Here is a 23,732-nt window from a genome sequence, read left to right on the forward strand (position 1 = left end):
CGACCATACTATTAATAATTCTTGTAAGGTGTTCCCTTATATCGCTGAACAACAGCTCTTTCTGATAGATTGGAGATAATTAAAAATATGAAGCGCATTGCATTATTCTTGGCAACAAACCTTGCCGTGATGCTGGTCTTCAGTGTTGTCCTGAACGTGATTTATGCTTTCACCGGTCTGCAGCCAGGCAGCCTGAATGGTTTGCTGGTGATGGCAGTGCTGTTCGGGTTTGGTGGTTCGTTGATTTCCCTGTTCTTGTCGAAGTCGATGGCGTTGCGTTCTGTCGGCGGGATGGTGATTGAACATCCGCGCAATGAAACGGAGCACTGGCTGATGGAAACCGTGTCTCGTCAGGCACAACAGTCAGGGATCGGCATGCCGACGGTTGCGATTTACGATTCGGCAGATATCAACGCATTCGCGACGGGCGCCAAGCGGGATGACTCACTGGTCGCTGTGTCGACTGGCCTGCTGCACAGCATGACCCGGGATGAAGCGGAAGCGGTTCTGGCGCACGAAGTCAGCCACATTGCCAACGGTGACATGATCACCATGACCCTGATGCAAGGGGTGGTGAATACCTTCGTGATCTTTATCTCTCGTTTGGTTGCCGGTGCGATCAGCGGCGTGAATGACGAGGAAGGTGAAGGCGAAGGCGGCAGCTTCCTGGCTTATTTTGTGGTCTCGACCATCCTGGAAATTCTGTTTGGTTTCCTAGCGAGCATCCTGACCATGTGGTTCAGCCGTCATCGTGAATTCCGCGCGGATGCCGGTTCGGCGAAACTGGTTGGCCGCGACAAGATGATTGCCGCGCTGGAGCGCCTGAAAGTGAGCCACGAATCGCAACTGGAAGGTTCGATGATGGCGTTCGGCATCAACGGCAAGAAATCGCTGTCTGAGCTGTTCATGTCGCACCCACCGCTGGAAAAACGCATTGACGCCCTGCGTCGTGGTGAATACAAGTAATTCAGCCTGATATGCTGATGATGAAGGCCCTCTGACCCAATCGGTCAGGGGGCTTTATTTTTTCTAGACCTGAGAGGTGGTTTTTGGACCTGAGACGTGGTTTTCGGGCCTGATACGTGAACCCGAAAAGCGTTACTGAAATGGAAAAGCTTCTGGAAGGAAAGGATCTTCCGGTTATCCGGCAGGCGCAAGGCGATACAGGTTGCCGCTGTCGGTGGCAAAGTAAATCCAGCCCTCGGGGCTTTGCAATAGGGCCCGGATGCGCTCATTTAACGCCCCGACCAAGCGCTCGGTTTCTTGCGTCTTCCCTTCTGCGCTGACCGCGATCCGGTTGATATGCTGGAGTTTCAGCGCCCCGGCAAACAGGTTCCCGCGCCATTTCGGAAATGCCTCGCCGGTGTAGAGCAGCAAGCTTCCCGGCGCAATAGACGGCACATAGACGGTCCGCGGCGACTCAATTCCGGGCTTCTCCTCAGCTTCCCCGACATCCAACGGTCCCCAGTATTCCTTGCCGTGCGAGGTCACCGGCCAGCCGTAATTACGCCCCTTCAGGATCAGGTTGATCTCATCACCGCCACGCGGTCCGTGCTCGATGGCCCACAGGCGCTGGTGCTCGGGATCGTAGGCCAGTCCCTGCGGATTCCGGTGGCCGTAACTCCAGATTTCGGGGTGGGCCGGGGACTGATTGACAAAGGGATTACTGCCGGGCACGGAGCCATCGAGATTCAGCCGGAGGATGCTACCGGCATGGGTCGTCAGATCCTGGCCGTTCGGCCGCTCCCCGCGATCGCCGACCGAAAAAAACACATGTCCCTGCTGATCAAACGCAATCCGGCTGCCGAAGTGGCGACTGGTCGAAGTGGCAGAGTCGGTCACCAGCAGATCCTGCCAGTTGGTGAGGCTGTTTTGCGTCAGGCGGGCTCTGGCCAGCGTGGTCACGGCGCCATCCTGGGTAGGTTTACTGTAGGTAAAATACAGCCAGGGTTGGTGGCCGATCGACAGGGAATCCGGACTGATCGCAACATCCAGCAGTCCCCCCTGGCCCCGATCGGCGACTTCAGGTAGCCCGCTGAGCCGGGTGAGTTGTCCGGTCTTGAGGTCGAGCTTTATTGCGGTTCCGGGGCGCTGGGTGATGATTAACTGCGCTGGTGCGATCCAGGCCATGCCCCAGGGGGAACCCAGGCCGCCCGTGACTTTGGTGACCTCCCAGCGCTGACCTTCACTGACGCCTTGCAGAACCGGTGCAGCAACACTCTGCAGCGGGATCAGGAGTAGGATCAACCAAGCGATGAGGTGCATTTTCCTCTGAGGTTGAGCCAAGGCTTTCTCTCGGACCCAAGTCCGAATCCAGTTGATATTCATGGTGACCTTCCTTTGGCGGTGCAGGGGATTGACGGTTCACGGTGTTGTTTAAGCCTAACATCAATGCTGCGTCTGTGGTGATCTTGCTTGTGGTGATCATGTCGGCTGGAGATGCGTTGCGATGATGTCAGCCAAACTGCGAAGTCCGTCATGCCAGCGTGGTGTTTCTGCAAATGAAGCAAAACTCAGGCGCAGGCAGTGTTGATAATGCGGTTGGGTGCTGAACATGCTGCCGGGCAGAATGCTGATATCCCGTGCCAGAGCCTGCTGATAAAGCACTTCACTATCTGCGTGCTCGGGCAGGGCGAGCCAGCACAGAAACCCGCCTTCGGGCTGGCTGAGCTGATACTGACCTCGTAGCCAGGGATAGTGGTCGAGCGATTCACACAACATCTGGGCAAATTGGCGCTGTTTTCGGGCGTAGCTGCGACGAATTTTGCTTAAATGCTGGCGATACTTGCCGCTACTGAGAAAGGCCCCGACGGCGGATTGCATCAGGTTCAGGCTCCCCATGTTATCGGTCATCAGTCGCTTTTCGATCACCGGCTGGTATTTCCCGGCAATCACCCAGCCGATCCGCAATCGTGAATCCAGGGTTTTGGACAGCGAGTTACAATAGATCACCCGATCCCTGTCATCCAGCGCTTTGAGCGGGGGCGGGCGACGCCCGTAGGCCAGATCGCCGAACACGTCGTCTTCGATGATCGGGATTTCACCGGTCATGGCGAGAAACTGACGGCGATCCGGCTCTGACATCAGATACCCGGTCGGGTTATTGAAACTGGGGTTGAGGATGATGGCGGTCACCGGCCAGCTCTCGAGTGCCTGCGCCAAGGCCGGAAGATCAATCCCGTGGCTGGGGCTGGCCGGGATTTCAATCACCTGTAATCCCAGCGATTCGAGCAACAGCAGGTTGCCGAAGTAACAGGGCGATTCGACCAGCACAATATCGCCCGGCCGGGTCAGGGCTTGCAAACCGAGGCTGATCGCCTGTTGGGCGCCGTGGGTGATTAACAAATCTTGTGCTGAAGTGGTGATCCCCAGTTCCTGATTGATATACACCAGCTGGCGCAGCAGGACTTCATTGCCGGGCGGTAATTGGTAATGGCTGGGAATATGGGTTTGATAGCGGCTGTGGCGGCCGATTTCGGCATACAGGCTGCGGATGGCCGGAAAGTGGGTATCCGGATGGGCCGATCCGGTCGGCAGCACCTGGCGGCTCGGTGGCAGGCTCATGATGTCTTTGCTCAGCGTCATCAAATCAACATAGCTCGGCTTGGGTTGCACGGCGTGGGCGACGGTTGGTTGGGCAATGACATAGCCGGAGCGGGGGAGCGCTTCAATGCGCTGGTTGGCTTCCAACTGTTGATAGGCACGGATCACGGTATTTTTGCTGATCCCGAGCTGGGTACTCAGCGCGCGGATCGACGGCAGTTTGTCTCCGGGCAGGTAGCTTTGCTTGTCGATCCGCTGGTTGATCAAATCAATCACATCCTGGTACTTCTTGGTCAAAACCGGCTCCTTGCACTCATCTGTACCCTAAAAACTAGTCCAAACTGTCTCTATTTAATTGTTTGTACCTCATTAAAGTCATGTCTTACAAATCAATTTCACGGAAGCAGGTTATGGCGACGCGTTTTATTCCATTTATTTTTGTCATCTTGTGGAGCTCCGGGTTTATCGGTGCCCGGTATGGCTTACCGTATGCGGAGCCGGCCACTTTTCTTGAGCTGAGAATGCTGGCCAACATCGCGATGTTCCTGATCCTGGCTGCGGTGTTAAGGGCCCGGTTACCGACCGGTAAAGCGCTGGGTCATTCGATGGTCGCTGGCTTGTTGATCCACGGTTTTTACCTGGGCGGGACGTATCAGGCCATTTCATTGGGGATGCCCGCTGGGTTGTGTTCGCTGTTGGTCGGGCTGCAGCCCATTATCACCGCTGTCCTGATGGTCGGTATCTATAAAACGCAGATGAGGCTGATGCAGTGGCTCGGGCTAGCATTGGGTTTTATCGGCATCAGCCTGGTCCTGCAAGGGAATATGGTGTGGCAACAGGAAGGGCACCGTGAAGCGGCGTATGTGTTTACTCTGTTCGCCTTGCTCGGGATCACGCTGGGCACCTTGTATCAAAAGCGTTTCTGTCAGGGCGTCGACCTCATTGGCGGGGCGGTATGGCAATATGTGGCGGCAGCCCTGTTGTTTGCGCCGGTCGCGCTGTTGACCGAGAGCCGGGTGGTGCAATGGACGCCTGAATTTATCTTCGCTCTGGTCTGGCTGGTGGTCGTACTGTCCGGGGTCGCCATTTTGCTGCTGTTGTATATGGTGAAACATGGCGAGTCGGCCAAAGTTGCCTCAACGTTTTACCTGGCCCCCCCGATGACTGCATTTCAGGCCTGGCTGATGTTCGATGAGTCGTTTGACCAGATAGGCGCAGTGGGTTTCCTGCTGGCAGCGATTGCTGTGTATCTGGTCATCCGGCAGCCGAAAAAGTCAGCACAGTCGATGCCTGAGCTGCAAACACAGCGTTAATAATTGGGTGGAAATTGAGGCTAAGTTACCAAGTCGCGCCCGATTTGCCGGAGAACTGAGCACTTGGTCACTTAGGGTATTTACAGCCCGAACCGGGCTGTGTATCATGCGCCTCACTTACGGAGAGATGGCTGAGTGGTTGAAAGCACCGGTCTTGAAAACCGGCATACGTTTATAGCGTATCTAGGGTTCAAATCCCTATCTCTCCGCCACATTCGAAAAAACCGCTGATAATTCAGCGGTTTTTTTATGCCTGAAATTTGTGATGATGAGATAGGGTGAAGAACCATAGACAGGGTTCAGCCGAGCGAAGCGAGACAACGTTGCCGGCCGAAGGCGTTTTTGGCAACGGCCCGGAGGGCGCAGTAAATCCCTATCTCTCCGCCACATTGAAACCCCAGCCACTGTGCTGGGGTTTTCGTTTCTGGAGTTTGGTCGTGTTTATCGGGATTTGAAAATCCCCCCATACCTAGAGCGCTCCGCCACATTCGAAGCCCTATCGTCAGACAGGGCTTTTCTCTTTTTAGGGCGTCTTCTGCCTCTCGCGACACCTCTTGATACCTATCTTTCCTTGATGTTGTCGTGTGGCGTCTCACTGACAATACACAATGTCGGCCAATTACTCGTGAAGCTGTTCTTTGTTCAATCATTGATTGAATATATGCATGAAGTTGTATTGAATGGGGGCCTTAACGGAGTCGTTTTCCGTTGCGATGCGAAATGGTAAGTTGCAGGAGATGACATGGAAATTGTTGAGGCGAATGAATCAATTCGAGGTGCTTTGAATCAGTTTTATCGTGAGCAGGGTTATTACAGTGGCTGGAGTCATGATGAACGAGCATTTATTGCAACAAAGAATGATGAAATTATCGGTTCTGTGAAAGTTGAATCCTGCCATGGCATTTCAATTTTGCGTGGAATGTACATCGCCGAAAAATATCAAGGGAAAGGACTGGGCTCTGACTTCATCAACCATATCGAGCCAATATTGAATGAAACCCTCTCATATTGTATGCCACTGTCTCATCTTGGTGCATTTTATGGGCAGATTGGGTTTGAAGTGATTTATCCAGACCAATTGCCAGGCTTTCTTATTCAGAGATATCGAGGTTATGAAAATCGGGGTTACCGGATCATCGCCATGCGTCGAGAGAAAAGTTGTTCACTATCGTCATGACAGTCATTTTGGGCGCTGAATCAGTTTAAAGGGAATTCAGGAGAAAATGCAGATGGAAATTGTATTTGTACGGCACGGTGTTCCCGATTACGCACTGGCCGATGAAAGAAAAATGTCGCAGTTGGAAAAGGATTATGCGCCACTGCGCCGGGACTACATTCGCGATATCAAAGTGCTCGCGAGTGATCTCGTCTTCAATGGGTCAACAGTCATCGTTTCGTCGCCATATACCAGAGCACTGCAAACCGCAGAAATTTTAAATCGGCAGTTTCAACTCGATTTGTTTATAGAGCATGATTTACGTGAGTGGCAGGCGGATGTTTCCGGAGGCTATATTGATCTCGAGGAGCGCGACAGGCGTTGGTTCGAATATCGCGCTCACCTCAAACAAGGTACTGTGCCTGAGGACGTCCGTTATGAACAACACGAACAACTCCGAACCAGAACGCTACGTGTACTCGGTCAGTATCTTGGTTATAAAAAGGTGATTGTTGTGTCGCATTTTAATGTGCTGGAGAGCCTGTTGGGTTTTCAGGAAAAAGGAATTGGTAGTGGTCAGTACCAATACTTCAGTTATGAGCGCGCAATCGCAGGCTGCAGTAGGCGGGAGAGATCGTGAAATAAGAGGGGGGGGTAGCTTGAATGCAATCTGTCAGTATTGTTTCCTCGATGTAACTCAACCCGACAGGCTTTCAAGCATTGGTTATGTCCCATGGCTGCTTAGCGTAAAACTTACGCAAATTTCGTTCCTCTTATTTTGAATGAGTTGTCTAAGCATGCTCAGCCGTGTGGGCAGGGTGAGAGCGTGAGTTAACAAGTTGTAAAACCTCCACATGAAAAGCATGTTGGGATCTACAAAAAGAGTAATTTTTAACCACTTCCCACAGGTGTAAAATGTATGAAGTGTCTAATAATTACTCAACCAGTCCGAGGGAATTTACGGGTATTCAAAAAGTGAACATACGTGCTCTCACCCTGGCCGTGTGGGTCTTCAAAATTCATGAATGACTGACGCGAGTTGATCTGAACTTATAAGGGTCTTCATCGTTTATGGTGGAGGCCGTCCAGGAATAGCTTGATTCAGTGCTGTATTTTTCATCTGGGTTCAGTTCACAGGTTCTTCCCCACTTTTTCCAACGGATTCTGGAATTTGATAAGAAACACTTTCCACGACACCCGGTGAAGAGCTGTATATATACAGTTATAATGAAACCAGGCCAATTTCCCCAAAAAAATGTTGGTAATAACGAGACAGAATTTGCTCATGTTGAGCAATGTGGATGATTCTATTTATTTGATAGTAAAGGAGATTTGATGTGTGTTTGAGTGCATATGAGATCTCGTTAAATCGCTATGATCAGTTTGAACGCATACATTGAAGACTCTTTTGGATATTTAATGACCTAACCAATTGAATGTTCGGATATTTTCCGGATATAGTGTCAGAAAGGTTGGTGTGGTTACTGCGTGAAAACGAGCATGCTGCCTAATTAGCTGTTATGTTCTAGAGGGATTATGGGACTAAAAAGGATTAACCACTACGTTGAAGTTCTACCCAAAATGTTTGTCGGGTGGCGGATGGGAGAAGACCTCGAAACGTTATCTGAGCTGCCCAATGGTGTCTTATGTATCAACTTGCTCGATGGAAAAGTTTCACATTCGATTGTTGGTGAACTTGAACTGTATATTTCCAATGAGCTGTCAGTTTGGTTTAGAAGCGAAGCTATAAAGGAAAATATCGACTTATCAACGTTATTGAAAGCTTGTTTAACAGTTGAAGTAGATACGGATAAAGTAAAAACTAATAAAAAACGTGTAGTGATGTTTAATTTTGACTGCATAGCTCATGTAGCAACAGTGAATAAGGTCTATGAAAGTAGGTTCTCGGAAGTAATTAGGTGGCATACGAGGCTACGAACATAACAAATAAGGATACGTGTCGCGCAGCCGACACTTCTATCCGGGTGTTGGACAAGCCCGGACGGCCTTATTAAGCAAATTGCTCGTTTGGGATTCGGTGGGCGTTGCGCCTGCGGCTTTCTTCAGGGCGAGCGCAGCCTGGAAGTGATCACGCTGTGTTTCACTTCAATGGGTTACCGCCTGAGTTCGGTCATGCGTTGCTGGCACTTCGGGCAACAGCAACACAAATCGCGACGGCATTATTGAGATCGTTTTTGGCACCCGTTCTGAAAGGCGCCACATCTGTTGATGCCATGATTTTTGGTGTATGGCCGAGCTTAGCACTGGTGCTGACAAAGCTCTCGGGCCCAGTAATGAGAGGCCCCACAGGCTTCCATTCCGATAATTGCCGGTGGGATATTGGCAAACGTCGAGAGAACTTTCGATCGTGATATTGTTTTGTGGTTCAACAGCTTGCCGTGGTGCTCCTCACCGTGGATACTGAAGTTATGTTTGGCTAAATCAATGCCATAGACAGATGGTGACATGGTGGCCTCCGGCGATTTTGTAATCAGACATACCAAGTGTGGCAAAGTCTGATGAGGGGGAGTCCATGTCATTCGTTAGGCATTAGAAAGGATTCAAATGAGGCAGCAATATCATTTTCGTGATTCAAACGAAGGGTTACTTGCTTGGGATGTTTTTCGCTTGTTGAAGTTATCTCAGCATTTAAAAGTTCGGAATGTTCCGTTATCAAATATAAAGGAACTAAATAGCTGATCCTAATAGTGCTACATTTTGATAATCCCATGCCCGCCTCCTGGAAATGGTGATACGTTGTCCATGAAGAACTTCACCTGCCGAAGAAGTTGCCACATATAGCTACATTTGTGGTTCCGTGTGATGGTTTCATGCAGCGCATTCCACAGCCGCTCGATAACATTGACCCAAGGCGAATAAACAGGCTGAAACCGCAAAATGAACTTGGGATTTTGTTTTAGCCAGGCTTGTGTTTTTCGGCTCTTATGAATGATGTAGTTATCCAGGATAAGTGTGATCGTTTTTGCGCCACGATAGTGGCGCTTGAGTTTCTCTAACATCGCGATGAATAACTCTGAGTTTTTGCTACAGCTGCTGACATATAACACCTTGCCTGTTGCCGAATGAAGCGCTCCCGCAAGATAGTGTTTTTCATTTTTTCCCGGTGTCGGGACGCGTTTTTGCTGGCCTTTCATCACCCAATCAGCACCGATTTTAGGGTTTAAATTGATATCAACTTCATCCTCGTAAAAGACAGGATGTCTTGCAGAGCAATTGGCTAAGGCTTGATTGATTTTATCCATCTTTTCAGTGCGATGCGGATCTCTGATACAGAGTGTTGGCGCTGCTCGTCGCCAAACAATGCCAGCTTTAGGTAACCAGCGACGGACAGTTGAGGCGGCAACGGATGAACGAAACAATTTGTTCAATTCCAGTGTCAGCAGCTCGGTACTCCAGCGGCTTCGCTGATATCCTAAATCCTGTGGTGATAGCTGAATCAGAAGTACTAACATAGAAAGCATTTCATTCATGGGTAACAGCGGTGGACGGCCGGTATCCATTGATTTCAACCCGTCCATACCACACTCAGTAAACCAGTTAATCCAGCGTCCGATAGAGGAGCGAGCAGCACCAGTCAGGGCATGAACTTCAACGATAGACTTACCATCATGCAGGGCAAGAAGTGCAATTAATCGACGGGCAAAACCTTTATCTGCTGTTGATTGAATCGCTTTGTGCATTCTTCGACGTTCCGGACGTGGAATCGGTGCTATGATGGCCATTGCTCAGTCCTCTGCGTGGATATGATTTGGTGTGGTAACTGATCAGATCGCACAATTTGGACTGAGTTCCCTTCCCTGAAAGATCTACTATTAGGAACAGCTATTTAGATGAGCCATTTTGGTATGAATTGGGTGGTGCTACTCCAACATGTAGAAATGTCCTTGAGCATTCAATTTTAATTGATAAAGCAGATCTAAGTTATCCAATCATTTTGTGCCATGAAGGTCGTGTAATGGATGGTATGCATCGTGTCTGTAAAGCGTTAAAAAACGGCAATACTTTCATCAAAGCCGTTCAGTTCGAAGAATACATTTCGCCTGATTATGTTGGAGTGGATGCAGATGATCTGCCTTACTAATCAGGTGCCTAACAAATAAGGATACGTGTCGCGCAGCCGACACTTCTATCCGGGTGTTGGACAAGCCCGGACGGCCTTATTAAGCAAATTGCTCGCTTGGGATTCGGTGGGCGTTGCGCCCGCGGCTTTCTTCAGGGCAAGCGCAGCCTGGAAGTGATCATGCTTTGTTTCACTTCAATGGGTTACCGCCTGAGTTCGGTCATGCGTCGGCTTTCTCCTGGTTGCGGTCAGTGCCATTCTCCTTATTCTGTTTGCCTTTTCCGGCTACCCCGGTCGGGTGATGCCGACACAGCACATCGTATGCCGGCAGCATGGACAGTCCCGTGTTGCTTGCTGTGGCTCGGTGTTCACAGGCAACTGCCATGCCGGTAAGCCGAGCAACATCAGCTGGATGCTCAGCCGCAGTACTCTCGCGCTGCCGTGCAGCAAGCCGTAGTCCCGCACCCGTTGTAACCCTTTCGGCAGCACATGCTGCAAGATCAACCACAGGAACTGCACCACCGGCAGGGTACGTGTCGCCGGTTGCCGGGTCTGGCTGTCGGTGTAACGAAAGGTCACCTGACGGTCATCGAACCGGAGAATATCTTGGTCGGGCAAAACGCCCCGGTAAAGGTAGCGCGACAGGTATTGCAGTGCCGGCAGGCCCCGTCCGACCGCGCGGCAGTCAACCACCCAGGCGGCTGGCAGCGGTGCCGGGGGCAGCCCCAGCGTCGGGTGACGGGCAATGGCATCGAGCAGTCGTGCACGCCAGACTTTCGCCAGGGCGGTGTGGTGATAGAGGAAGCCCTTCCTGCCTTTGTGCCACTGCCTGCGCTGCGGGTGATAGAACCCCGACGGCATCACGGCATGGAGATGGGGGTGGATATCTCGCCGCCGGTTATGGGTGTGCAGCACCAGAGTAAACCCGCTGCTCCCGCCATGCTGCCGGCGGGTAAAGTCCTTCAGTACCGAGGCCGCAACCCGGAACATCACGCCATAGAACGCTTTGGGCTGAGTGCAGGCGAGGCCGCGCAACGGCGCGGGCACCGTGAAGGTCAGCATGAAATACTCAGCCGGCAGCAGCTTTGCTTCCTGGCGGGCGAGCCAGTCTGAGGTCGTGCGTTGCTGGCACTGCGGGCAAGCGCGGTGGCCGCAGCCCAACGGCAGCCGATCGTCATGGCGGCAGTGCGGGCAATACCACTGGGCATGGCCGGCCTGCTCAGTCCGGCAGCGCCGCATCGCTGAGATTGCCCGGCGGATATCCGGGGTGAGCCTGTCGCCGTAGTGGCGGAGAAATTCATGATAGTGGGTGGTGAGCAGGGAGACAAAGGTGTTCATGATACCTCCCATATCACAGCCAGCTGATTGGCCAGCGCATTGACAGCCAGGGTCGCAGCGGCCGACTTGACCTCGGTGAATTGGGTATAGCGGGCGGTGGTGTTGAGGCTGGCATGGCCGAGCAGAACCTGCAGGGAGCGCAGGTCCAGCCCCGCTTCCAGCAAGTGGGTGGCATAACAATGGCGTAATGAGTGGGGGCTGATCCGCTTGTTGATCCCGCAATCCCGGCAGACTTGTTTCATCGCTTTCTGAACGCCGCCGCGATCCATCGGCTTGGCGGAGCCAACCCCCGGGAAGAGCCACTGCGGATGGCGGTGTGAGCGCCAGTGCTGGCGCATGACGGCCAGGGTTCGGTTGGGGAGCGGCACCCGCCGGTCTTTCCCGCCCTTTCCCTCCCGGACATGGACCTGCATGGTGCGGGCATCGATATCGGCCGTGGTCAGGCTCAGTCCCTCACCAAGCCGAAGGCCGAGGCTGTAGAGGGTAAAGAAGAACACCTGGTAGCGGGGCTGGCGGGTCAGGGTGATCAGCAGCCCCACCTCGTGGGGCGTCAGGAGATCAGGCAGCCGCGAGACCTGCGGCGGTTTGACGATATTGAGCCATGCCCACTGTTTGTTGAGGGTATAGCGGTAGAAGAACTGCAGGCCGTTGCGGTCGAGCTTGACGGTGCTCCAGGAGTGGGTGTGGATAAGCTGGCGGAAGTAGGTGCGTAACTGCTCGTTTGTCAGGGCGTCAGGCGGGCAGTCGAAAAAGGCGGAAATACGACGTACCGCACGGCTGTAGGCGTCAACGGTCGCCGGGCGCTTGCCTTGTAGGATAAGATTATCAAGGTGTTGCTGGTATAGCGCATCGAAATGGCGCTGTTGTTGGGCGTTCATGATACTGTCTCCTGTCAGTTGCTGGAATGGCAAGATTCAGAGATCAGTATGTGAGTTGCTGTCGCTCTGCCGCGTAGCGGCTTCGTTCAACAAAGGCATAAAGGTGACTTGTTACACCAGGGCGAGAGCATACTTTGCTTACTTTATAACCCGAAGAAAACTCTTGTCCGATAATCATCGCTCCAAGCAGCCTTTTTTAGTTTTACTTTCTGGCTTGGGGCGCCACAGTCACACTGTTTTAGCATGTTCATCACAAAACGCCTGAACAGCGCTATATTTTCAACCGCACCATCTAGGGTTATTCGCGAGCTATCTTCTTTGAAAACAACATCTAACACGTAATGCTGACTATTCTCTATACGCCAATGCTGACGAATATAATGTCCCAGAAGTTTATGCTTTGGAGACAATGAACTCACATAATAAGACGTTTCGACGCTACCTTTACCCTTGATAATACGATGACGCTCCACGGCGATGATACTTCGAACCGTCGGCCACTTTTCTTTCAAATCGTCGGGAAAATTGGCCTTCAGTTGAAAAACATATCGTTCTTCTTTACGACCATGTTGTTCTTGAACAACTTCAGTAACGACTTGTTCTTTTTGTGCGTCGAATACTGCCTGAAAATGTGAGACAACAGCTTCACGAAGCTTTGGCTGGTTGTTTTTAACCTGGACAACAATGTGTGCTTTTTTATTTGATATTTTTTCGAGAGTTTCACGCTGACAATGCAAAGCATCGAGCGTGATAATACTCCCTTTAACATTAATTATATCAATCAATTGCCTCACAACACTGATTTCACCATTTTTGCTTTCAGTTGGCTTCTGGCTAAGAACTAAACCTCGTTCGGTATCGTAGGCGGTGACGAGTTGTAAGGCATCTTTCTTATCGCCACGATAAGCACCACGGAGTACCTTGCCATCAAAAGCGATGACCGGCTTGTTTTGAGTCGCTCGCTGGTCATTAATCCAAAGTGCGAGTGCTTCAAGTAATGATTCTGCTACCACCGAACGTAATATTCGAGCAATGGTATGTCGGCGCGGGATGCCGTGTGTAAACGGGCGGTACTTTCGCAGCCAGTGAAGCTTCTCATCGCCATAAGTTTCAATATCTTGCCAGCCTTCACAACCTGATGTGATAGCACTGATAACAAGGAAGATGACATCAACAAGATCATGCTTTTGATTAATGTCAGAGCGGTTTTCTGTAACCACAGAAAGATATTCAATAAGGTTCAATTTCGTAGGCTAGTTAAGAATTTACGTCTATTAGATCATATATTTTTACAAAGTACGATCCCGCCCTGCTTGTTACACTCGGCAGTTTTGGTTTGGAGTTTAGTGGGCTTGGCGAGTTGGGCGTGGCGCACCTTATGCCAGGCGTTATGTGCTAAAGGAAACTATGAAACTATATCGTTCTGATGGTGAAATTGAAATTTCTGGCTCTGTTGAAGAATTACAGAAGGTTTATAAAAAGATAGATAGTATCCAAGGCAAGGTTCAAATAGTTTTTGAGTTTGATACTAATGGAAGTTCTGGGCACTATGATTTTCTTGAATCAAATTTAATAGTAATAGTTACTAATGGACCCGCAATTGCGAGATATATTGATGATAAAGGTGTTGTCATCGAAGGCAATGTTGCAAGCCTTAAGGTTCTGGCTTCATTCTTTGATTTTGACCTTGATACAGAAGCGGGTTGTCACTATCACTGGGATGAAGCTTGTGATAGTCAGTATGTTGCCCCAGGTACATTGCCAATTGTGATTTCAATAGCGTGAGCACTTCTAATTTATGAGTGTCTCACATAACAAATAAGGATACGTGTCGCGCAGCCGACACTTCTATCCGGGTGTTGGACAAGCCCGGACGGCCTTATTAAGTTAATTGCTCGATTGGGGGTTGGTGGGCATTGCGCCCGCGGCTTTCTTCAGGGCGAGCGCAGCCTGGAAGTGATCACGCTGTGTTTCACTTCAATGGATTACCGCCTGAGTTCGGTCGTGCGTTGCTGGCACTGCGGACAACAGCCACGCAAATCGCGACGGCGTCATTGAGATCGTTTTTGGCCCCCGTTCTGAAAGGCGCCACATATTTTGATGCCATGATCTTTGGCGTATGACCGAGTTTAGCACTGGTGCTGACAAAGCTTTCGGGCCCAGTAATGAGAGGCACCGCAGGCTTCCATCCCGATAATTGCTGGCGGGATATTGACAAACGTCGAGAGAACTTTCGAACGTGATATTGTTTTGTGGATCAACAGCTTGCCTTGGTGATCCTCTCCGTGGATACTGAAGCTATGTTTGGCTAAATCAATGCCATAGACAGATTGTGACATGGTGGCCTCCGGCGATTTCGTAATCAGACTTACCAAGTGTGGTAAAGCATGATGAGGGGGAGTCCATGTCATTCGTTAGAACTCTCTGAAGTACGGATGAAAAATGAATATTGAAGTAACAGATAATCCAAATAAAAATGACCTTGAAGTAATAAGCAAAGGTATTCAGTCGTTTAATCAACAACATATGCCAGATGAAGTTGTGTTCGAGCCTGATACAAAATTTGCGGCATTTGCGAAAGATGAAAATGGCAAAGTTCTAGGTGGTATCAGAGCAACAGGTTTCTGGAATTATTGCATCCTTGAGCTGCTTTGGCTCTCAGTGGAAACTCGAGGTAAAGGTGTAGGGAATAAGCTCATGGACGCCGCAGAAAATTTTGCCAAAGTAAAAGGCTTTCAATACATACGCACGGAAACTCTCAGCTTTCAGGCTAAACCCTTTTATGAAAAACGTGGGTACAAAGTTTTTGGTGAGTTGCCCGATTATCCAAAAGGTCATACGACATACTGCCTTGTAAAGGAGTTATAACAAATAAGGATACGTGTCGCGCAGCCTACACTTCTATCCGGGTGTTGGACAAGCCCGGACGGCCTTATTAAGCAAATTGCTCGATTGGGGTTCGGTGGGCGTTGCGCCCGCGGATTTCTTCAGAACGAGCGCAGCCTGGAAGTGAGCACGCTGTGTTTCACTTCAATGGGTTACCGCCTGAGTTCGGTCATGCGTTGCTGGCACTGCGGACAACAACCACACAAATCGCGACGGCATCATTGAGATCGTTTTTGGCACCCGTTCTGAAAGGCGCCACATATTTTGATGCCATGATCTTTGGCGTATGACCGAGTTTAGCCAGCTTTCGGGCCCAGTAATGAGAGGCTCCGTAGGCTTCCATCCCGATAATTTCTGGTGGGATATTGGCAAACGTCGAGAGAACTTTCGATCGTGATATTGTTTGTGGATCAACAGCTTGCCTTGGTGATCCTCACCATGGATACTGAAGCTATGTTTGGCTAAATCAATGCCATAAACAGATGGTGACATGGTGGCCTCCGGTGATTTCGTAATCAGACATACCAAGTGTGGCAAAGTCTGATGAGGGGGAGTCCATGTCATTCGTTATGTAACAAGGTCAGCCCTCACAATTTCTCACGAGGGCACGTCTACCTATGGTATTGTTTTTGATAAATAATCAATCCAAGCGGGTGTGTTGGCTCCTGCTGAAGCAAGAGTAATAAACGTAAACTCTTTGATTTTTTCAAGAATATTAGGGTTTGCCTTGGCTATTTCCGTCGATACAGCATGTATCTCTTGTTGATTATGCTGTTCTGCTGATTCTATCAATTGTTTCACTAATAATGTTAGATTGTCATCTTGTGTATTAAGCTTCCCTAGCAGTTCTTTTGAAAAATCAGCATTCTGTAAACTTAACGCTCTGTTATCTAGAAGCGCACTCTCAAGTTTGTTCTTAAAAAAAGTTAAATCTAAATCTTGTTTAGTCACAATACCTTCAAGCATTCGTTGCTTTTCGTGAGCCCACTTTAATTCACTTTCATAGTTAATCAGTTGACGCTTTAAATCCATAATCTCTAACGGATCTTGAGTGTATTGTTCAGGTGATATTAGCCCCGAGACTACGAGACCATACCGGTTTAAATAGTCCTCGACAATCTCACGGTGTCCTTCTGGATGCTCGATAGTCATTGTTACTTTTAGCCCGCTTTGCTCAATTGAGAAAGCTACATCACCTTCAGGATACTTATTTCTGAGTATTGCACCAAAGTTTTGTAGGATTGCTAAACCTGCTGAATGGTGCTCTGGTTCAAAGTTAATTGATTTAGTAATACTGTCAGGTTTAGTTGCAGTTCCTCTTGAGCGTTCAGCTTCTCTCAACCGGTTCCATGCGTCGGCATTTGCACGGTTTCTTTCAATTAATTTTTCGTATATTGGTATTGCTTTGTCATACAAACCTTTCCCTTCATATAAATCGCCTAGTCGAAACCAATATGCATTAGTCCCGAAAATTTTGGAATCTCGCGACAAAATCTCTTCCGCTAAATGATGCTGTTTGTGTCTTATAAGAAAACTAAGGTAACTGTCTACTAGCTTATTTGTTTCCTTAATACTGCGAAGTCGTTGAAAAAGAATAGTCCCTTCTTCGATACTACAATGATTTGCTGCAAACCTAGCATAGCGCTCTGCTAATCGCACTTTGCTCGTAATTATCGATGAAGCAAGAGCTTCTTCAAAGATTGAGAAAGCTTCAGATATGTTTCCTTTTTCTTCAAGATCTTCAGCATAGTTAATCCACGCGGTTGCAGCTTTAGGGTTTAATTGCCAAAGTTGCTTTGGAGATAATGTCGTGACCTCTGCTTCCATATTCGATTTGCTCCGCCTAATAAATGCTGGTAACTATAATATGCTACAATGCGCAAATGTTACATAACAAATAAGGATACGTGTCGCGCAGCCGACACTTCTATCCGGGTGTTGGACAAGCCCGGACAGCCTTATTAAGTCAATTGCTCTATTGGGGGTTGGTGAGCGTTGCGCCCGCGGCTTTCTTCAGGGCGAGCGCAGCCTGGAAGTGATCACGCTGTGTTTCACTTCAATGGGTTACCGCCTGAGTTCGGTCTTGCGCTGGCTTTTTCCTGGTTGGTGATGCTACGCCATTCTCCTTACTCTGTTTGTCTTGCGGCTATCCCGGTCGGGTGATGCCGACGCAGTGCATGGTATGCCGGCAGCATGGGCAGCCCCGTGTTGCTTGCTGTGGCTCGGTGTTCACAGGCAACTGCCATGTCGGCAGGCCGAGCAACATCAGCTGAATGCTCAGCCGTAGTACTCTCGCGCTGCCGTGCAACAAGTCATAGTCCCGCACCCGTTGTAACCCTTTCGGCAGCACATGCTGCAAGATCAACCACATGAACTGCACCACCGGCAGGGTACGTGTTGCCGGTTACAACGGCGTTATAACACAGTATTAACGCCTTGCTCCCAACAGCCACTTGAACTATTATTTGTACGTAATTTTGTACCATTTGGAGTTCAATATGAGTCGCATTCATTTCGACAAAGATATTCAGCCTCTGTCTGAATTTCGTGCAAGCGTAGCCTCATTTATTAAGCAAATCAATGAGACTCGTCGTCCATTGGTTATTACTCAACGTGGTAAAGGCGTTGCTGTTGTTCTTGATGTTGCAGAGTATGAAGCAATGCAAGAGAAGATTGAACTACTTGAAGAAATGCGTACAGCTGAAGCTCAACTTGCGTCTGGTTTGGGTGTTTCGAATGAAGATGCTCGTGCTCAGGTACTGGGGCGCATCAAGAAATGAAAGTAGTGTGGTCTCCATTAGCTTTACAGAAGCTTGGTGATGCGGCTGAATTTATCTCATTGGATAATCCAGCGGCAGCTGGAAATTGGGTAAATGAAGTTTTCGACCAAACGGAGCTACTTGGAACCATGCCTGAAATGGGGCGTATGGTTCCAGAAATGCCTGATACACATTATCGTGAAATCATTTTTGGTCACTATCGCATCATTTATAGTTTAAGCCATGAAATTCGCGTACTAACGGTGCGAAATTGTCGTCAAATCCTGACGGAAGATGACGTCTAAAGGCTGTGTTATAACAAATAAGGATACGTGTCGCGCAGCCGACACTTCTATCCGGGTGTTAGACAAGCCCGATCCCCACTCACCGGCGCAGGGCTTTGCCGAAAGTGTCTGTCAACATATCGACCAAAGGGGCACGATGGCCCGCATTTCCCTGTGCCAGTGCCTCGTTGGCTAATCCGTGCATGGCATGAAATATCATCAGCGCCGTCATTCGGGGATCGGGCGTCTGCCAGGCATTGGCCTGCACGCCGCTTTGCAATAAAGCACACAACTGTTCAATGACCGGGTTATCGGCCATGAGTTGCCGATCTTCACTCGGGCGGACATCCTCGAAAAGCATGTCATGGCGCAAAATCTGCCCCAACAATCCATCCAGTGCAGTTGCAAACCAGGTGCGCAATTGCGATTCCCAGTCGTCGGGCGGGCAGTGGGCGAGGGCAGTGTCAATCTGCTCGCAAAAAGACACCATGAAACGCTGCTGCAAGGCACGCAACAAGGCATCGCGGGACTTAAAGTAAATATAAAAGGTGCCTTTGGCGACCTGGGCGGCTGCGGCAATATCTTCGATCCGGGTGGCTCGAACGCCCTGGGTAAGGAATAAGTGCTCTGCCGCATCCATCAGCGCGGCGCGGCGGGTATGCGGGGCCCGGGTCCGTTGACGCTGCGGTGTTTCCGCAGCGTTGGTGTTGGCGGTTGTATGATTAGTCATTTTCTCGGTCATCGCAGGTATTCAAAGCCGCTATGATTGCAGTTGAATTGTAAGTCTGTAAAGCCTTGTTTTTTTAAATCAATACCATATTGATTTCGATAAGCGGCGATCCATGGCGTTGGTCGGATCATGCCAGTGCTCCGTCACGTCTTTTTGTCGTACTTCGCTCAGCAGGATCTTGTTCTGAGTTGCGTGCTTCTGGGTGCGCCTGCGCAAGGTCAGCCAATGCAATGATCTGGGTCGGCTGCCAGATTGCCGGATCCCGGTGGGTGACCAGAATGACGGTCGCTGGTAAATCGCGGATCACTTCGGCAATTCGGCGCTCGGTTTCTTCATCCAGTGCAGCGGTTGCTTCGTCCAGAATGAGGATTGGTGCTCCTTTAATCAGCGCGCGCGCGATGGCAACCCGCTGTCTTTCGCCTCCGGAGAATGCCCCGCCTTGGTGGCCGACGGTCTGATGAATGCCCTGCGGCGAGCGGTCGATGACGCTACCCAGCATGGCCCGGCGTGCTGCCGTCGTGACATCTTCGTCACTGGCTTCGGGTCGGCTCAGGCGGATGTTTTCCGCCAGGGTGCCGGTGAACACGATGGGATCTTGTGCCACATACGCGATGTGTTTGGACAGATCGGCATATCGCATTTGGTTAAGCGGGACGCCGCCGAAGGTGATCACGCCGCGTTGCGGATCATCAAAGCGCATCAGCAACTCAAGCAAAGTACTTTTCCCGCAACCGCTCGGGCCAGAGATCACCACGGTTGTGCCGGGTGGGATGTCCGCATTGATCCGGCTGAGGGCGGGCGCCTGACTGATGTGTTTCAGGGTGATATGGTGTCCGTCAGGTTGCGACGCTGAGCGGTGTGATGGCTCCGGCAGCGTCGGGACGGCAATGATCTGACGGTAGTCGTTCAATGCAGCGCGCAGATCGTTGATGCTCAACCCGGCCAATGCAAGCTCTCCCAACGGCGCTGCTGCCCGTGCTACCAGAACCAGCAGGGCGAGTGCCAGCGCTGGTTCGGTGATACCGGCGACGGCGAGATAAGCGGCGATGCTGGCCAACGGCAAGGCACTGGCGATGGCAGAGACCAGGGTTGCTCTGGCTGCGGCACGGGTGGTCCCGGCCAGAACGTTTTCCTGAGTCTGCCATTGTTGTTCGAGTCGGGCGATCGCTCGCACGGGCCCGGCCGTGGTGCGCAGCAGCTCCAGATGATCAACGAACTCTATAGTCGCTTGTGCGGTGCCTTTGTCGGCATCATGCCTTTTTTTGTCGGCTTGGCTGAGTGCCCGTTGCGCCTTGAACTGGATAACCAGTGACAGGGTCAGCAAACAGCCGACGCCCAATGCTACGCCCGGTCCGGTTAGCCATGCAATCCCGGCGACCAAAAATAGCGGGATCAGCGGCGCGTGCAGGAAGGTTTGCAGCTGGTGGGCAGGAATACTCATAAAACCGGGAATTCCCCGGCCTGCCAGCATGGCCACTTGGGTGCGATGCGCATCAGTAAACCAGGAGAGCTTGGCTTGGCCCAATGCCTGACCCAACGTCGCAAAAAGGTCGCCGGCCAGCCGAACCCCCGAGAAAAAGCCGGCGCGTGTCACCCAGATGGTCGCCAGCACCGTGACACTGGCGGTGAAGACCACCCATTCCGGGGATTGCTGTGTCGCAATGGCCCACGCCAGCACGGTATAGGCAGCAGCTTCCAACGCAGCGACCAGACACCAGCCGAGGCTAATCCACAGGAGACGGCGTCGGGCATGCGCCGGAAATACCCGGTGCGTGGAGTAGGATGGGGTTGCTGAGACTGTGGTCATGCCTGTAATTCCTCCTGTTCGATAGCCTTCTGTTCGATAGTCTTCTGTTGGGTGGCATCTTTGAGGGTGATTTGTGCATCGGCCTGGGCGGCCAGCGCCGGATCATGAGTGACCATCACCAGAGTTTTGCCTTGGGTGTGAGCGAGATGCAGCAGGGCTGCCATGAGCTGATCCGCACTCTGGCGGTCTAAGGCGCTGGTCGGCTCGTCCAGGAGGATCACGGGTGCCAGACTCAAAAACAGCCGGGCCAGCCCGACCCGCTGTTGTTCGCCGCCAGACAGCAGCGCGGCATCGGCGTCTAAATCGATCTTGATCTGGGCCTGGCTCAGGGCAGCGTCCAATTGTGTGTCGGTGGCATTCGGCGCGGACAGCAAGAGGTTCTCGCGCACCGTGGTGTGGAGTACCGGCGTGTTTTGCGGAATGAGTTGGATATTCAGGTGGCGGCCCTGTTCATCCAGTTCAGCAATATCCGTCCGGCCCAGATGAACAATACCGCTATCTGCCGGTTCGAACCCGGCGAGTATGCGGAGCAGGGTGGTTTTTCCGGTGCCGCTTGGTCCGGTGATTGCCGTGAGGGTTCCGGGGGCGAACCGGTAAGACAGGCGATGAATGAGCGGGCCGTGATCTGTGGTCAGGCTGACTTCTTCCATCTCAAGTACGGCGTCATCAATTAGCGTCGCAGTTTCTCCGCTGGGCAGAGCCGGTTCTCGTAGTAATTCGGCGATGCGCCCGGCAGCGGCGCGTCCGGCGGCAACATAGTCAAGCCCATGCCCGAGCCGCAGTGATGGTGTGACGATCGCCAGGCCAAAAAAGAGGACCGCAGCCAGCGCCGCCGGACTGAGCTGATACGACACCAGATAAGCAATAGCGAATGTTGCAACGGCCTGTAGCAGCGCGATCGCAATCGCAGCAGCGGTTGCCACATGGCTGACCCAGGCCACCATGCCCTGAGTGAAGCGGTTCGTGGCTGCATGGTAATCCGCCAGCGCGCCTGATTGGGCACCATAGAGCCGGTTGACCCGGATCCCGCGCACATAATCGTTGACGGCGGTGACGATGGCCCCCATCACTTCCATCCGCTCGGCACCGAAACGTACCGAATAGCGCGGTACCAGAACGAGGTAGTACAGCGCCGCGATACCTCCGGGGATCAAGGCGATCAAAGCCATTGGTCCGGCAATTGTCAGCAGCAAGATCATCGAAGCGACAGGGACAATGACAAAGGTGGCAATTTCCGCCGGTAAGTGTGCGATGAGATGGTGCAGGGCGGCAATATCGTCGGAAACCAGCCGTCGCAGCGCGTTGTCACCGTGGCGTGCCAAGGTCCGGGACGGCAGCCGGGTCAGGTGATTGGCAACTTGTCGACGCAGCCGGGCAGAAAAACCTGCTTCAGCCGCATGGGCGATCCTTGAGGCTGCAGAAGCGCAAAGGGCCCCGGCGAGCCAGCAACCGCAGGCCCCGACCACCCAGAGAGGAGACATCTCGTTGATTAAGCTGATGAGGCACCACAGCGCGCCTAATTTCGCCAGGCCGGACAGTCCTTCGGCCAGCATCCCGATGACCAGTTGCGGCAGCGCGGGCTTGAGTGCCGGGAGTAATACGGGATCGAGCAGGCGGATTTGAGACTGACGGCCATTCATTGGAAACCTCTCATTCCCGCAGCAGGCAAGGTTGTCATGCAGAATAGATCGCACCGGATGTTATGACGATTATCCAACAGCCGTGCATGTTGTGCGTCACCTGTCCGTTGGTATCGCCGCTTCGCGGAATCACTTCTCATGCTGCGTTTCACTCCCTTGTTATTAATTGATAATAATTATCAGTTACTAATGACTTCAGGTCATTATAGGTTTGATACTCAACCAGATGCAATTCGAATATTGAAGTCCGACAGGGAAAAATCGGTTCTGTCATGCATGGAATCGCACGGATTAAGCCGTTTTGTCAGTACGAGTGACCTTATCAGTACGACCGTTGTTTTTGCTCAATGTGCGGTACCGCGCTTGGGGAAGTGCTTTCAGAAAATGAATCCTTTCCGGTATCGGCAAACTGTTTTGATGAGGAGATTGGTCCCCAAAATCAATGCCATGAATTTTTTTCAAAAAAACCTCAGTTGACGCTCTACGCGTTATATCCAGCCAGGCATTTTGTCCCTGCCAAAGTGGTACAGTGTATTGAATTTTTGGAACAGTGGTTTTCCACACCGCGTCACTCATACCAATCGCAGTAAATAACTGGTCATCCTAGCTTGTTAAAATGCTCGATAACTGCGTTATAATTTTGGATTGTAGAATAACTACTTATCAAAAAATTCTGCCTTGTTCTCAAACATTTTTCCGGCGCTATTTTTGATCATTTACTTACTTTAATTGGTATCACTTGTGAATGAAGGACCCGCTTAGGCGATAACAGAACATGAATAAAATTCTCATCATCGGAAATTCCGGCTCGGGAAAGAGCTGGTTATCTGTACGTCTGTCGAATCAATTGCAGTATCCGGAAGTGAATTTGGATGCGGTTGTGTGGGAGCCCGGTGGCTTTCATCAAAAACGGCCGCAAGAAGTGATTGATGGCGAATTGACACGATTATCACAGGAAACACACTGGGTGGTGGAAGGGGTATTTGGTGCGCTTGCCGAACAGCTCATCGACTCAGCCGATACTTTATTGTTTTTGGATATGGATTGGGAACTTTGCGAGCAATCCCTTCTTAGCCGAGGCTCGGAAAGCTCAAAGCAACTGGACCAGGGATTGGCTGAAAAGAATTTTCAGGATCTCCTTGTGTGGGCGTCAGCGTATTACCATCGGCAGTCAAAAAATTCGCGTACGTTTCACCACCGGTTATACGCAGAATTCGGTGGCCGAAAACGGCATTTCACTCGCCGGGAGGACGTGGTGGTCTTTTTAAATACTGACGTTGCAGCACTCGCTGAATGAAGTTGGACACGGATGAGTTG

The 23,732-nt window shown here is 51.1% G+C and carries 24 protein-coding genes, 1 tRNA gene, 1 other RNA gene and 1 pseudogene; 12 read left to right on the forward strand and 15 right to left on the reverse strand.

Going from position 1 to position 23,732, the window contains the following annotated elements; genetic code table 11:
- Positions 1-87: 87 nt before the first annotated feature.
- Entirely contained in the window at positions 88-966 is an 879-nt protein-coding gene (htpX, locus tag NH461_RS06150; protein WP_261602371.1) for a protease HtpX, read from the forward strand.
- Positions 967-1,140: 174 nt separating this feature from the next.
- Here the strand turns inward: htpX and NH461_RS06155 are convergent, their stop codons facing one another.
- Together NH461_RS06155 and NH461_RS06160 are read right to left on the reverse strand one after the other, a co-directional pair.
- Positions 1,141-2,265, reverse strand: coding sequence for a PQQ-dependent sugar dehydrogenase (locus NH461_RS06155; protein ID WP_410000103.1), 1,125 nt, complete (start codon positions 2,263-2,265; stop codon positions 1,141-1,143).
- Positions 2,266-2,424: 159 nt separating this feature from the next.
- Positions 2,425-3,840 carry a PLP-dependent aminotransferase family protein gene (locus tag NH461_RS06160; protein WP_261602373.1) on the reverse strand — a complete coding sequence of 472 codons (1,416 nt, stop codon included), beginning with the start codon at positions 3,838-3,840 and terminating at the stop codon, positions 2,425-2,427.
- 113 nt (positions 3,841-3,953) lie between these two features.
- Here NH461_RS06160 and NH461_RS06165 point away from each other — a divergent pair, with 113 nt between their 5' ends.
- From NH461_RS06165 to NH461_RS06190, 6 genes are all read left to right on the forward strand, one after another.
- Positions 3,954-4,856, forward strand: coding sequence for a DMT family transporter (locus tag NH461_RS06165; RefSeq protein WP_261602374.1), 903 nt, complete (start codon positions 3,954-3,956; stop codon positions 4,854-4,856).
- Between the two features lie 121 nt (positions 4,857-4,977).
- A tRNA-Ser gene (locus NH461_RS06170) sits at positions 4,978-5,068 on the forward strand.
- 46 nt (positions 5,069-5,114) lie between these two features.
- Positions 5,115-5,243, forward strand: a non-coding RNA gene (locus tag NH461_RS06175) — RtT sRNA.
- A gap of 355 nt (positions 5,244-5,598) precedes the next feature.
- Complete coding sequence (locus NH461_RS06180; RefSeq protein WP_261602375.1) at positions 5,599-6,033, forward strand: GNAT family N-acetyltransferase; 435 nt, start codon at positions 5,599-5,601, stop codon at positions 6,031-6,033.
- 52 nt (positions 6,034-6,085) lie between these two features.
- On the forward strand, positions 6,086-6,652 hold the full coding sequence (locus tag NH461_RS06185; protein ID WP_261602376.1) for a histidine phosphatase family protein: 567 nt from the start codon (positions 6,086-6,088) through the stop codon (positions 6,650-6,652).
- A gap of 959 nt (positions 6,653-7,611) precedes the next feature.
- Positions 7,612-7,956 (forward strand): hypothetical protein, encoded by a 345-nt coding sequence (locus NH461_RS06190; RefSeq protein ID WP_261602377.1) that lies wholly within the window; start codon positions 7,612-7,614, stop codon positions 7,954-7,956.
- Between the two features lie 314 nt (positions 7,957-8,270).
- Here NH461_RS06190 and NH461_RS06195 read toward each other — a convergent pair whose 3' ends face one another.
- The 5 genes from NH461_RS06195 to NH461_RS06215 form a co-directional block, all read right to left on the reverse strand.
- Positions 8,271-8,480 carry a hypothetical protein gene (locus NH461_RS06195; RefSeq protein ID WP_261602378.1) on the reverse strand — a complete coding sequence of 70 codons (210 nt, stop codon included), beginning with the start codon at positions 8,478-8,480 and terminating at the stop codon, positions 8,271-8,273.
- Positions 8,481-8,723: 243 nt separating this feature from the next.
- On the reverse strand, positions 8,724-9,755 hold the full coding sequence (locus tag NH461_RS06200) for an IS630 family transposase (RefSeq protein WP_261600234.1): 1,032 nt from the start codon (positions 9,753-9,755) through the stop codon (positions 8,724-8,726).
- A gap of 623 nt (positions 9,756-10,378) precedes the next feature.
- Positions 10,379-11,431: a transposase gene (locus tag NH461_RS06205; RefSeq protein ID WP_261602379.1), complete on the reverse strand. Its 1,053-nt coding sequence runs from the start codon at positions 11,429-11,431 to the stop codon at positions 10,379-10,381.
- Positions 11,428-12,309 (reverse strand): site-specific integrase, encoded by an 882-nt coding sequence (locus tag NH461_RS06210; protein ID WP_261602380.1) that lies wholly within the window; start codon positions 12,307-12,309, stop codon positions 11,428-11,430. The genes NH461_RS06205 and NH461_RS06210 overlap by 4 nt, the downstream gene beginning before the upstream one ends.
- 143 nt (positions 12,310-12,452) lie before the next feature.
- A complete protein-coding gene (locus NH461_RS06215; RefSeq protein ID WP_261602381.1) occupies positions 12,453-13,553 on the reverse strand; it encodes an ISAs1 family transposase in 1,101 nt (366 codons plus the stop codon).
- Between the two features lie 163 nt (positions 13,554-13,716).
- On the opposite strand from NH461_RS06215, the gene NH461_RS06220 reads away from it, so the two are divergent.
- A complete protein-coding gene (locus tag NH461_RS06220) occupies positions 13,717-14,094 on the forward strand; it encodes a hypothetical protein (RefSeq protein ID WP_261602382.1) in 378 nt (125 codons plus the stop codon).
- Between the two features lie 235 nt (positions 14,095-14,329).
- Here NH461_RS06220 and NH461_RS06225 read toward each other — a convergent pair.
- Positions 14,330-14,648: pseudogene (locus NH461_RS06225) on the reverse strand (IS110 family transposase); the annotation flags it as partial.
- A gap of 103 nt (positions 14,649-14,751) precedes the next feature.
- Here NH461_RS06225 and NH461_RS06230 point away from each other — a divergent pair.
- The gene (locus NH461_RS06230) at positions 14,752-15,177 is read left to right on the forward strand and encodes a GNAT family N-acetyltransferase (RefSeq protein ID WP_261602383.1); all 426 of its coding nucleotides are present in this window, start codon (positions 14,752-14,754) and stop codon (positions 15,175-15,177) included.
- A gap of 187 nt (positions 15,178-15,364) precedes the next feature.
- On the opposite strand, the gene NH461_RS25805 is transcribed toward NH461_RS06230, so the two are convergent.
- From NH461_RS25805 to NH461_RS06245, 3 genes are all read right to left on the reverse strand, one after another.
- Positions 15,365-15,538, reverse strand: coding sequence for a hypothetical protein (locus NH461_RS25805; RefSeq protein WP_410000095.1), 174 nt, complete (start codon positions 15,536-15,538; stop codon positions 15,365-15,367).
- A 272-nt stretch (positions 15,539-15,810) separates the two neighbouring features.
- Positions 15,811-17,022 (reverse strand): tetratricopeptide repeat protein, encoded by a 1,212-nt coding sequence (locus tag NH461_RS06240; RefSeq protein WP_261602384.1) that lies wholly within the window; start codon positions 17,020-17,022, stop codon positions 15,811-15,813.
- A 319-nt stretch (positions 17,023-17,341) separates the two neighbouring features.
- Positions 17,342-17,584, reverse strand: a complete 243-nt coding sequence (locus NH461_RS06245) for a transposase (RefSeq protein WP_315903244.1) — start codon at positions 17,582-17,584, stop codon at positions 17,342-17,344.
- 109 nt (positions 17,585-17,693) lie between these two features.
- Between NH461_RS06245 and NH461_RS06250 the strand changes: the two genes are divergently transcribed.
- Together NH461_RS06250 and NH461_RS06255 are read left to right on the forward strand one after the other, a co-directional pair.
- Positions 17,694-17,975 carry a type II toxin-antitoxin system Phd/YefM family antitoxin gene (locus NH461_RS06250; RefSeq protein ID WP_261602385.1) on the forward strand — a complete coding sequence of 94 codons (282 nt, stop codon included), beginning with the start codon at positions 17,694-17,696 and terminating at the stop codon, positions 17,973-17,975.
- On the forward strand, positions 17,972-18,259 hold the full coding sequence (locus tag NH461_RS06255; RefSeq protein WP_261602386.1) for a type II toxin-antitoxin system RelE/ParE family toxin: 288 nt from the start codon (positions 17,972-17,974) through the stop codon (positions 18,257-18,259). The genes NH461_RS06250 and NH461_RS06255 overlap by 4 nt, the downstream gene beginning before the upstream one ends.
- Positions 18,260-18,338: 79 nt before the next feature.
- Here the strand turns inward: NH461_RS06255 and NH461_RS06260 are convergent, their stop codons facing one another.
- From NH461_RS06260 to NH461_RS06275, 4 genes are all read right to left on the reverse strand, one after another.
- Entirely contained in the window at positions 18,339-18,968 is a 630-nt protein-coding gene (locus NH461_RS06260; protein WP_261602387.1) for a TetR/AcrR family transcriptional regulator, read from the reverse strand.
- A 127-nt stretch (positions 18,969-19,095) separates the two neighbouring features.
- Positions 19,096-20,775: an ABC transporter ATP-binding protein gene (locus NH461_RS06265; protein ID WP_315903238.1), complete on the reverse strand. Its 1,680-nt coding sequence runs from the start codon at positions 20,773-20,775 to the stop codon at positions 19,096-19,098.
- Positions 20,772-22,415 (reverse strand): ATP-binding cassette domain-containing protein, encoded by a 1,644-nt coding sequence (locus NH461_RS06270; RefSeq protein ID WP_261602388.1) that lies wholly within the window; start codon positions 22,413-22,415, stop codon positions 20,772-20,774. Before NH461_RS06270 ends, NH461_RS06265 begins: the two co-directional genes overlap by 4 nt.
- Before the next feature lie 291 nt (positions 22,416-22,706).
- Positions 22,707-22,991 (reverse strand): hypothetical protein, encoded by a 285-nt coding sequence (locus NH461_RS06275; RefSeq protein WP_261602389.1) that lies wholly within the window; start codon positions 22,989-22,991, stop codon positions 22,707-22,709.
- A 199-nt stretch (positions 22,992-23,190) separates the two neighbouring features.
- Here NH461_RS06275 and NH461_RS06280 point away from each other — a divergent pair, with 199 nt between their 5' ends.
- Entirely contained in the window at positions 23,191-23,712 is a 522-nt protein-coding gene (locus tag NH461_RS06280) for an AAA family ATPase (RefSeq protein WP_261602390.1), read from the forward strand.
- The last annotated feature ends 20 nt before the right edge of the window (positions 23,713-23,732 follow it).

The organism is Photobacterium sp. TY1-4, from assembly GCF_025398175.1.
Taxonomy (GTDB): Bacteria; Pseudomonadota; Gammaproteobacteria; order Enterobacterales; family Vibrionaceae; genus Photobacterium.